The 7,482-nt window shown below is 69.5% G+C and carries 7 protein-coding genes; 4 read left to right on the top strand and 3 right to left on the bottom strand.

Translation table 11 applies throughout. The features are described 5' to 3' along the window. Nucleotides 1–75: 75 nt before the first annotated feature. The 4 genes from AC3XYG_RS29640 (at nucleotide 76) to AC3XYG_RS29625 (ending at nucleotide 4,813) form a co-directional block, all read left to right on the top strand. A complete protein-coding gene (locus AC3XYG_RS29640) occupies nucleotides 76–1,635 on the top strand; it encodes a helicase HerA domain-containing protein (protein ID WP_489143475.1) in 1,560 nt (519 codons plus the stop codon). Nucleotides 1,636–1,848: 213 nt separating this feature from the next. Then, complete coding sequence (locus tag AC3XYG_RS29635; protein WP_489143474.1) at nucleotides 1,849–3,318, top strand: sensor histidine kinase; 1,470 nt, start codon at nucleotides 1,849–1,851, stop codon at nucleotides 3,316–3,318. Beyond that, on the top strand, nucleotides 3,315–3,761 hold the full coding sequence (locus tag AC3XYG_RS29630) for a response regulator (RefSeq protein WP_489143473.1): 447 nt from the start codon (nucleotides 3,315–3,317) through the stop codon (nucleotides 3,759–3,761). Before AC3XYG_RS29635 ends, AC3XYG_RS29630 begins: the two co-directional genes overlap by 4 nt. Next, a complete protein-coding gene (locus AC3XYG_RS29625; protein ID WP_489143472.1) occupies nucleotides 3,758–4,813 on the top strand; it encodes a sensor histidine kinase in 1,056 nt (351 codons plus the stop codon). The genes AC3XYG_RS29630 and AC3XYG_RS29625 overlap by 4 nt, the downstream gene beginning before the upstream one ends. A gap of 221 nt (nucleotides 4,814–5,034) precedes the next feature. Here AC3XYG_RS29625 and AC3XYG_RS29620 read toward each other — a convergent pair whose 3' ends face one another. The 3 genes from AC3XYG_RS29620 to AC3XYG_RS29610 form a co-directional block, all read right to left on the bottom strand. After that, nucleotides 5,035–5,748, bottom strand: coding sequence for a pseudouridine synthase (locus AC3XYG_RS29620; protein ID WP_489143471.1), 714 nt, complete (start codon nucleotides 5,746–5,748; stop codon nucleotides 5,035–5,037). Next, nucleotides 5,745–6,788: a class I SAM-dependent methyltransferase gene (locus tag AC3XYG_RS29615; RefSeq protein WP_489143470.1), complete on the bottom strand. Its 1,044-nt coding sequence runs from the start codon at nucleotides 6,786–6,788 to the stop codon at nucleotides 5,745–5,747. Before AC3XYG_RS29615 ends, AC3XYG_RS29620 begins: the two co-directional genes overlap by 4 nt. Before the next feature lie 41 nt (nucleotides 6,789–6,829). Then, on the bottom strand, nucleotides 6,830–7,482 hold a 653-nt coding region (locus tag AC3XYG_RS29610), incomplete at its 5' end, for a creatininase family protein (RefSeq protein ID WP_489143469.1).

Here is a 7,482-nt window from a genome sequence, read left to right as displayed (position 1 = left end):
ACCCGGCCCCATCGTGATAGACCATGCCCGGCCATGCCGCCCCCGGGGCAGTGCGGCCGAGCGCGTGGAGGGGTGATGACGGTCCAAATCGACATCGGAACGCTGTCCAACGGGACATCGGCCATGATCGATCTCGAGGAGTTGCTGGCGACGCGGCTGCTGGTGCAGGGCAATTCCGGCTCCGGCAAGTCGCATCTGCTGCGCCGGCTGCTGGAGCAGAGCGCGCCCTGGGTGCAGCAGGTGGTGATCGACCCCGAGGGCGATTTCATCAGCCTGGCCGACCGCTTCGGCCACATTGTGGTCGATGGCGACCGGTCGGACGACGACCTGGCCCGGATCGCCGGCCGCGTGCGGCAGCACCGCACCTCCGCCATCCTGAACCTGGAGAGCTGCGATGCCGACGCCCAGATGCGCGGCGCCGCCGCCTTCCTGAACGGGCTGTTCGATGCCGAGCGCGACCTGTGGTACCCCGTCCTGGTGGTGGTGGACGAGGCGCAGCTGTTCGCCCCCGCCGCCGCCGGCGACGTGTCGGAAGAGGCACGCAAGGCGACGCTGGGCGCCATGGCCAACCTGATGAGCCGCGGCCGCAAGCGCGGCCTGGCCGGCGTCATCGCCACCCAGCGCCTGGCCAAGCTGGCCAAGAATGTCGCGGCCGAAGCGTCGAATTTCCTGATGGGCCGCACCTTCCTCGACATCGACATGGCCCGCGCCGCCGATCTGCTGGGGCTGGAGCGGCGCCAGGCGGAGATGTTCCGCGACCTCGGCCGCGGCCAGTTCGTGGCGTTGGGCCCGGCCCTGTCGCGCCGGCCGCTGGAGATCAAGATCGGGTCGGTCGAGACCGGCGCCCGGTCGACCAGCCCGAAGCTGCTGCCGATGCCGGAGGCGCCGCCCGAGGATCTGCACGAACTGATCTTCAAGCCCGCCGAGAGCGAGCCGCCGCTGCCACGCCTGCCGCGCCAGCCGGCGCCGCAGCCGACCGCCGAGTTGCTGGCCCAGTTGATCCGCAGCCGGCCCGACCCGGTGCCGGCGGCGGAGGAAGAGCCGGACCCGATGTCCCAGGCCGAGCGCGACGCCGCCATCGACGGCGTGCTGCGCGACCTGGTGGCGGAGGAGGATTCGGCGTTCCGGCCGATCGCCGTGCTGTACCAGGACTTCCTGGTGCGCTGCCGGATCCAACGGCTGGGCAACCGCAGCGTTCCGGCGCTCGACCTCGCCGGCTTCCGCGGCCGCCTGGCGGTGGCCCGGGCCGGGGTCGACAATGAAACGGCGGAGAGTCCGTCCTGGCAGCACGCGACCAGCCTGGCCCGGGAGCTGCCGGAGGACATGCAGGGCATCTTCCTGCTGTTGGTCAAGGCGGCGCTGGCAGGCGCCCCCTGCCCGTCCGACGCCACCATCGCCCGCGCCTACGGCACCCAGTCGGTCGGCCGGACCCGGCGGCTGCTGACCTATATGGAGCAGCGCAACTTCATCGTCTGCCGTGCCGCCGGGCGCGGCGGCAACCGGATCGTCGCGCTGCCCGATCTCGGCTGCGAGACCGCGCCGGGCGATCCGAACGCGCCGGCACCCGTCGCGGTCGCCGTGCCTGCCGGTGACGGTGTGGCCACTGAGGACGAGGCCGAGGCGGCGGCCGAATGACGGCCGGACGGGATATCAAGAAATTAACATTTGATGATCTTTAAACGTCACGACCGCGACTTTCTTACCGCTTTCTGATTAGTCCGAAGTTCTTGCGAGCGGGGAGATCCGCAGACCAAGGCCCGGCTTCATGTTGATGTGGCAAATGGCGCATCGCGCGGATAAGGTCGCAGGCCTTAGACCAGGACGGCCCGAGACCCTTTCCGACCACGCATGATCAAACCAAAGCTCCTGACCCTCGGCGTGATCGGCTTCGCCATCCTGCTGATCATCGGCGTCGCCTCGATCTGGCTGGTGCAGCAGTCGCGCCGCGACCAGGAATGGGTCGCCCACTCGCTCGAGCTGGAAGGCCGCATCACCCAGCTGCAATTCCTGGTGCAATCGGTCGAAGGCAGCCAGCGCAGCTACCTCCTGACCGAAGACAAGGAATACGCGGACAGCTTCGAACAGGCGCTGGCGCAGATCCCGCCGGCGATTGCGGAGATCGCGGGCCGCACCACGGACAACCCGTCACAGCAGCAGGCGATCGCGGCCCTGAAACCGCTACTCGACCGGCTGCCGAATTTTCGCAACGCCATCCAGAAATACGACGGCGGCGACCGGGTCGGCGCGCTGACCGTGGTGCAGACCGGCCGCGGCCGCGAGCTGACCGGGCAGATCGGCGACATCCTCGACGCCATGAAGGCCGAGGAAGCGCGGCTGCTGTCGGCCCGGTCCGGTGCGTCGCGCGACACCCAGTTATGGCTGGTCGCCATCACCATCGCCGGCCTGCTGACCCTTGTCGCCCTGTGCGCCGTCGCGATCGTGATGGTTCGCCGATCGACCCGGGCAATGCTGGCGATGCAGCAGGAGCTGGCCCGCGCCAATGAGGGGCTGGAGGGCATGGTGGCGGAGCGAACTGCCGATCTGCAGGAGGCCAATGACGAGGTCCAGCGCTATGCCTATATCGTCAGCCACGATTTGCGGTCGCCGCTGGTGAACATCATGGGCTTCACCAGTGAGCTGGAGCATCTGCGCGACACGATGTTCGAACGGCTCGTGGCTTTGCACGGCCAGGCACCGGCCGCCGCCGACGATGCCGAAGACGAGACGCTGAAGGCCGATTTCAGCGAGGCGCTGGGCTTCATCAAGACCTCGATCGACAAGATGGACCGGCTGATCCACGCCATCCTGACGCTGGCCCGGCAGGGGCGGCGCGAGTTCAAGGGCGAGCGCCTCGACACCAGCGCCCTGCTGCAGGGCATTGCCGACAGCCTGGCCCACCAGGCCCAGGAGCGCGATGCGGAGATCCGGATCGGCGCGCTGCCGCCGATCACGAGCGACCGGCTGGCGCTGGAGCAGATCTTCTCCAACCTGCTGGACAATGCGCTGAAATACCTGCGCAACGGAGTACCGGGCGAGATCGAGGTCAGCGGCCGGGCGACGGCGACGGGCCTGCTGTACGAGGTCCGGGACAATGGCCGCGGCGTCGACCCGAAGGACGGCGCCCGCATCTTCGAACTGTTCCGCCGGGCCGGTGTGCAGGACCGGCCGGGCGAGGGCATCGGCCTGGCCCATGTCCGGGCCTTGACCCGGCGGCTGGGCGGCAGCATCACGATGGAATCGGCCCTGGGCCAGGGCAGCGTGTTCCGGGTTACCTTGCCGAAGACATGGAAAGAGACGAGCCGGAGGGCAACGACATGAGCCAGGACAGCCGCGCGGTCAGCATCGTCATGATCGAGGATGACGAAGGCCACGCCCGCCTGATCGAAAAGAATTTGCGCCGCGCCGGGGTGCACAACGAATTGCTGTCGTTCCGCGACGGCACCAGCGGCCTGTCCTTCCTGTTCGGCCCCGACGGGTCGGGCGAGGTCAACAAGGGCCGGGCGCTGCTGGTCCTGCTGGATCTGAACCTGCCCGACATTTCCGGCACCGAGATCCTGAAGCGGATCAAGGAAAACGACCATCTGAAGCTGTCCCCGGTCGTGGTCCTGACCACCACCGACGACAAGGTCGAGATCCAGCGCTGCTACGACCTCGGCTGCAACGTCTACATCACCAAGCCGGTGAACTACGAGAACTTCGCCAACGCCATCCGGCAGCTGGGCCTGTTCTTCTCCGTCATCCAGGTGCCCGAGACCGCATGATGGCCGCTGCCGGCATCCTGATCCTCTACATCGACGACGACCCCGGCCTGTGCCGGCTGGCCCAGAAGACACTGGGCCGCGCCGGCTATGCGGTCGAGATCGCGACCGACGGCCCGTCGGGACTGGCGCGGATCGCCGAGGGCGGCATCGACGCCGTCGTGCTCGACCACACCATGCCGGGGCAGGATGGCTTGGCCACGCTGGAGCAGATCCGCCGGCAGCCAGACCCGCCGCCGGTGATCTACGCCACCGGCAACGAGGACAGCCGGGTCGCGGTCGCCGCGCTGAAGATCGGCGCCGCCGACTACGTCATCAAATCGGCCGCCGGCGAGTTCTTCGCCCTGCTGCAGGCCGCGATCGACAGTGCGCTGGAGGCCGCCCGGCTGCGCCGCGAGAACGAGAGCGCCCAGGCCGAGATCCGCGCCGCGCGCGACCGGTTCGAGGCGTTGGCCGAGGAACGCGCCTTGCTGATGCGCGAGATCAACCACCGCGTCAGCAACAGCCTGCAGCTGATCGCCTCGCTGCTGCGGCTGCAGTCCAACGCCTCCGGCGCCGCCGACATCAAGGACGCGTTGGCCGCGGCCGAGAACCGGGTGATGGCGGTGGCCCAGGCACATCGGCGCCTCTACACCTCCGACAGCGTCCAGTCGATCGAGCTGGACCGCTACCTGCAGGAGCTGGCGGACAGCCTGCGCGGCTCGACCGAGGGCCGCGAGACCCAGTCGGTGCTGGAGCTGAAGACCGAGCCGGTCGCGATCCACCCCGACCGCGCCATCGCGCTGGGCGTGATCGTCACCGAGCTGGTGCTGAATGCCCTGAAATACGCCTATCCCATATCGGGCGGGCCGATCCGGGTGCTGCAGCGCGCCCTGCCGGACCATCGGGTCGAGCTCGCGGTCGAGGATGACGGCGCCGGCGTCGGGCCGTCCCCGGCCGGATCGACCGGCCTGGGCCAGAAGATCATTCACGCCATGGCGACCAAGCTGGACGCCACCCTGCTGCACGACCCCGCCCATGCCGGCACGCGCGTGGTGCTGACCTTCGCGGCATAGGTCCGTCGCAACGGTCGTGAGTGCAGGATTTGGCGCTCTTCCCCACAACTGTCATGCCCGGACTTGATCCGGGCATCCAGAGACTGTCGACATTTTCTGAATTGCCGGGTCAAGCCCGGCAATGACAGTAAAAGGAGATCCTGGATCGTAGGTTGGGTTCGCTCTTGCGAACCCAACAGTGGTTTGGCGGCAAGACGTTGGGTTCGCCGCGCGAACCCAACCTACGGCGTCGGTGCCTGTCCGAACACCGAGGCCACCTCAGCCGGGTCCAGCAGCCGCCATTTGCCCTCGGCCAGGTCGCCGAGGCCGAGGCCGCCGACCGTGGCGCGGTGCAGCGTCTCGACCCGGTTGCCGGCGGCGGCGAACATCCGCCGGACCTGGTGGTAACGGCCCTCGGTCAGGGTCAGCCGGGCCCGCCGCGGCCCCAGCACCTCCAGCGCCGCCGGCTCCAGCGGCGTCTTTTCCGACCGCAGCATCAGCGTGCCGGCGGCGAACAGCTCCGCCTCGGTCCCCGCCAGATCCTGCGCCAGCGTCGCCTCATAGATCTTCGGGATACGGGCCTTGGGCGAGATGATCCGGTGCAGCAGCACGCCGTCATCGGTCAGCAGCAGCAGGCCGGTGGTGTCGCGGTCCAGCCGCCCGACCGGGGCGACGATCGGGTTGCGCTCGCGGAAGCGGGGCGGCAGCAATTCATACACCACGCGGCCGGGATCGGCGGTGGCGCAGGTGAAGCCGACCGGCTTGTGCAGCATCAGCACGGCGCCGGGTGGCGGGTCGAGTGGCTCGCCATCGACCTGGATCGCCTCATGCTCCGGCTGCGCTTCGGGGTTGAACGGCACGCCGGCGGCGTTGGTGACCCGGCCGCCGCGCAGCATCGTCTCGACCTGCTTGCGGCTGCCATAGCCGAGATTGGCGAGGCGGCGGATCAGCTTCATCGGACACCTTTCGAGGCTTCGATCACCTTGTAGGGCCCGTCCTCGACCACGCGGCGGACCATGGTGAAGGCCTGCTCCAATGCCGCCTCATAGGGCAGGTGCCGGTTCGCCACCAGCCACAGCTTGCCCTTCGGCTTCAGCGCGGCCGCGGCGGTGGCGATGAAGGCGCGGCCGAGATCATGCCGGTCGGCCCGGCCGCCCTCGTGGAAGGGCGGGTTGGTGACGATGAAGTGGTAGCGCCGCCCCGGCACCAGGCCGGTGGTGACGTCGTGCCAGAGGAAATCGAGCTTCGCCCGCTCCGCCTGCGACCCCAGGTTGCGGCGGGCGAGGTCGAGCGCCCGCGCCTCCGCCTCGTACAAATCGAGCGCCGTGACATCCGGGCAGCGGTCGAGCACCTCGGCGGCGAGGGTGCCGAAGCCGGCGCCGAGATCGGCGCCATACCCCTTCAGATCCGCCGGCAGATGCGCTGCCAGCAGCGCCGTGCCGGCATCGACCCGGTCCCAGGCGAACAGGCCGGGACGGCTGAGGAAGTCGCGGTCGGCCACCGGCCGCGGCGCGTCCAGAACGGCCCATTCCGCGCGCAGCGCCGGGTCGCCGGCACCCTCGCGTGGCTGCACCCAGAAGACACGGCAGCGGTTCTTCGACAGGCTGTCGACCGGCCCGGCGAGGCGGACCAGATCCTCCTCCGCCGAACGGGCACCGTCGGTGTTGGCCAGGCTGACCACGACGACGCCGCCAGGCTCGACCTGGTCAAGCGCCTGGGCCAGGAGCGCCCGCGCCGCCTCGCGCTGCCGCGGCGGCAGCACCAGCACCACCGGGAAGCGGCCTTCGATGCCGGTCGAGACCGCCAGCCCGGCCTGTTCCAGTGCCACGGCATGCGGCCGGAAGCTCTGTTCGCAGGCCAGGGCCGGCGACGCGAATTCGCTCAGCGCCGCCCCGGCGCGGGCGCCGAGGAACAGGGCGCGGCCATCCGCCGGCCAAGCCAGCGCCTCGCTGTGGAAGGGCAAAAACAGGGTGTCGAGCGCGGGATCATCCATCATGCGGGCCTGCCTGACACATCATGACCGAAAACGGAAGGGCGTCACGCCGTGGCGAAGGTCTGGCGCAGCCGCTGCGTGGCCTCCAGGCACCGGGTCACGGCGGCCTCGTATAGCCGCGCCCCAGCCTCGACAGTGGCATCGGCGGGCCGGCCGATGACCCCGACCGGGTTGATCTCCTCGAAGCCGCGCCAGACCGTGATCGGGCTCGGCGCGTAGAGATGCGGGTCGGGCCAGCAGGACGGCGTGCCGCCGGCCGGGATTGCCTCCGCCCGAGCCGATCCCGGGAACAGGTGCAGCATCAGCGAGGTCTCAAGCGCGCAGGCATGGCCGCAGCCCTGGTCGGCATCGGGCAGGATCGCCGCCGCATCCTCGCGGATCAGGTCGAAATAGGAGAAGGCGGCGCTGCGGATGCCCTCGGCGCCGAGTTCGGACACCGCCACCTGCAGCGCACCGCGGTTGCCGCCATGGCCGTTCAGCAGGATCGGGAAGAAGCCGTCGCGCGCCAGCGAGCGGCAGACATCGACCACGATGGCGATGAAGGTCGACGGCCGCAGGCTGATCGTGCCGGGAAAGGCGACATGATGCGCCGAGGAGCCGTAGGAGATCGGCTCGGCCACCCGGATCGACGGGTCCCGCCCGGCGACGCCCAGCGCCACCGCCGTCGCCAGCCAGATGTCGACGCCGGTCGCCAGAT

It is taken from the genome of Inquilinus sp., assembly GCF_057815775.1.
Note: the sequence above shows the minus strand (reverse complement) of the source record. Positions and strands in the feature narration are given on the sequence as shown.